At 38.2% G+C, this 2,970-nt stretch carries 3 protein-coding genes and 1 pseudogene; all 4 read left to right on the forward strand.

Translation table 11 applies throughout. From position 1 onward, the window contains the following. Positions 1-248, forward strand: a pseudogene (locus tag ACFRAQ_RS36830) (plasmid recombination protein); the annotation flags it as partial. Between the two features lie 289 nt (positions 249-537). Continuing rightward, the gene (locus tag ACFRAQ_RS36835) at positions 538-678 is read left to right on the forward strand and encodes a CopG family transcriptional regulator (protein WP_043858540.1); all 141 of its coding nucleotides are present in this window, start codon (positions 538-540) and stop codon (positions 676-678) included. A 75-nt stretch (positions 679-753) separates the two neighbouring features. Beyond that, positions 754-1,410, forward strand: coding sequence for a replication protein (locus ACFRAQ_RS36840; protein ID WP_043858541.1), 657 nt, complete (start codon positions 754-756; stop codon positions 1,408-1,410). A 495-nt stretch (positions 1,411-1,905) separates the two neighbouring features. Beyond that, positions 1,906-2,970 (forward strand): MobV family relaxase (gene mobV / locus ACFRAQ_RS36845; RefSeq protein WP_379107749.1); only part of this gene is annotated, 1,065 nt, incomplete at its 3' end.

Raw genomic sequence — 2,970 nt, forward strand, 5'->3', positions numbered from 1 at the left:
AAAATATGAAGTTTCTTCGAGAGAATAGCAAATTAAAAAGCCATATAAGCGATTTAAAGCGTGAAATTGGTTTGATATATAAAAGCACCAAAGAATTTTTAAAAGCCCGTACAAACGATTTAAAGACGTTTAAGAGCCTTTTTAATGATTTGGTAGGCAAAATTAAAGAAAAAGCCCCTGAGGGCGAATTTGAGCGTTTAAACAGGGTTGAAAAGCGTCGTGAAAGAGAAAATGGTCTTGAAAGATAAAAAGCACCTGAAAAAGGTGCTTTTTTTGGTTTTTTGAACTTGGATTTTTTGGGGTGAGAGAGGAAAAAGGGGGGGCTACTACGACCCCCCCTTTAAGTGCCGAGTGCCAAATTGAGAGAAAAAGCCATTCAAACCCTAGAGCCACAAGGGTTTGAAGCTTGCGACATTTGAGCGACATTTCGGCGACATTTTGAGCGACATTTTGCCTTTTACATATTTTTTGTGTATTTTATTGCAAAAATTACACCACTTTGTTATATTATTTTTAACATGCAAAAAGGAGAACGATATGACAAATAAAAAGAGATTTACAATCACTATGTCAGAAAGTGTTCACGCTTATTTAGAGGAGTTGTGCAAAGAGAAGGGTTTGAGTAAGTCTGCGATGATTACAGTAGTTTTGGAAGAATACAAGAAAGGGCAGAAATGAACACAAAAAAAGCGACCCCCTGGAAGAGTTCGCTTTTTGGAATTCCTTTGTTTCTGTTAGGGTGATTATAACATTATGGCTAAAGATAAGGCAAGATACTTTACGTTTCTGTTGTACCCTGAAAGCATACCCGAAGATTGGGAAACGAAATTGGAATCGCTCGGTGTTCCTATTGCGATTAGCCCACTTCATGATAAAGATTTAAGTAAAGTTGAGGGACAAAAATATAAAAAAGCCCATTATCATGTGATTTATGTGGCGAAAAATCCTGTTACTGCTGATAGTGTCCGTAAAAGAATACAACGAGCATTGGGTAATAAAAGTGTTTCCATGGTGCAAATTGTAGTTCAAAGCATGGAAAATATGTATTTATATTTAACGCACGAATCAAAAGACGCTATCGCTAAAAACAAGCATGTATATGACAAGAAAGATATTAAACTACTAAACAATTTTGATATTGATAGATACATAACGCTTGATGTTGAAGAAAAAGACGACATGCTGAATGATCTTTGTGATTTGATTGATGAACATGGACTGGCTAATATTCGTGAATTAAGAAGGTTTGTAAGGGTTCGTGGGGAAGAATATAACTTACCCAGCATGAAGATTATCAATTCTGTTTTACGTTCGCATACTGGATTGATTAGACTGTATTTTGATGCCGTTTATCAAGAACGGAAATATGGTCGGGGCGATATTGATAGAGAAACAGGAGAGTTAAAATAATCGACATAAAACGACAGAAAAGGATTGAGATACAAGAGATACAGAAGATTCTTCTGTATCTTTTTCTGTATCTTTTTTTATTTTGTTCTGGTGGGCGCTTGAAGGAGAAAGCGACACGTGGCGTCTGTCAATAGAATCGTGGAATACCGGAATGAGCGATAGCGAAATGAGGATATGCCGCGAAAGTCGATTGACAGACTCACCACACCCGAACCCTCTTGGCATTGAATCGAATCCCATTCGATTCCTGCCGACCGGCGAGGGAGTCCCCTCAAAATTGAGGGGGTTGGGGGAGTTTTTATTGGGGGGATCAAGGGGGAATCATTTCCCCTTGTGGGTTTGGGCAAAGCCCAAGGTTTTCCCATGCGTTAGCATGGTTCGGCGGGTAGCCGAAAAAGCCTCGCAGAGCACACACTTTACGAATGTAAAGTATAGTGTGTTATACTTTACATGGAAGTGTTGCCGAAAAACTGACCCCGAAACGGAGCTGATTTTATGAGTTATGCGGTCGTCCGAATGCAGAAAATGAAGGCGCATGATTTGAAAGGAATTCAGTTTCATAATCAGCGTGAAAGAGAAAGCAGGACGAATTCGGATATTGATAAAGAGCGTTCCCATGAAAATTATGATTTGGTCCATGATGGGAAAATTGATTATAACCAGCATGTCAAAGAAATCATTGAATCGCAAAAAACAGGTACGAGAAAAACTCGGAAAGATGCGGTGCTTGTAAACGAGTTGCTCGTGACATCTGACAAAAATTTTTTTGACCGTCTGGATCCTACAGAACAAAAACGATTTTTTGAGGAAAGTTATAAATTATTTTCCGAACGCTATGGCGAGCAAAATATTGCTTATGCAACGGTACATATGGACGAAAAAACGCCCCATATGCATGTTGGCGTTGTGCCAATGCGTGATGGAAAACTGCAAGGGAAAAATGTGTTCAATCGTCAAGAATTGCTTTGGTTGCAAGATAAGTTTCCCGAGCATATGCAAAAGCTTGGCTTTGATTTGGAGCGTGGAGAAAAAGGTTCTACTCGTGAGCATTTGGAAACGAGGGAATTCAAAAAGCAGACGCTGGAAAAAGAAATTGATTTTCTAGAAAAAAATCTCCAGGAGAAGAAAAATGAATTGCTCGCCCTCAATGAAAAAGTTCCAGATGAAATTAAAGTTCGGGCCAAAAGGGAATTTCAGCAAATCGAGGTTAAGAGCGAGGAAAAGAATCTTTTTGGGATTCCCAAAAAAGAGTTGAAAAAGACACCGACTGGAAATGTGATTGTTCCCGAACAAGACTTTAAAAATTTGGTTCATGCTGCCAAAGAAAATAAACAGCTAAAAGGCAAGATGGAAAAAATATTGAACACCGATTTAGCAAAGGAAAATAAAGCTTTGGGTCAAAAGCTTAGAGTGATTTATAAAGAGTGGGAAACAGAAGCCAATTCAAATAAAAAATTAAGACAGGAAAATATGCAGTTGCTTCGAGAGAATAGCAAATTAAAAAGCCATATAAGCGATTTAAAGCGTGAAATTGGTTTGATATATAAAAGCACCAAAGAA

Origin of the sequence: Nocardia sp. NPDC056611 (assembly GCF_042792755.1) — a bacterium.
Classification (GTDB): Bacteria; Actinomycetota; Actinomycetes; order Mycobacteriales; family Mycobacteriaceae; genus Nocardia.

Coding starts and splice junctions, on each gene's coding strand:
- ACFRAQ_RS36835 (WP_043858540.1), top strand. CDS start 538: ATGACAAATAAAAAGAGATTTACAATCACTATGTCAGAAAGTGTTCAC.
- ACFRAQ_RS36840 (WP_043858541.1), top strand. CDS start 754: ATGGCTAAAGATAAGGCAAGATACTTTACGTTTCTGTTGTACCCTGAA.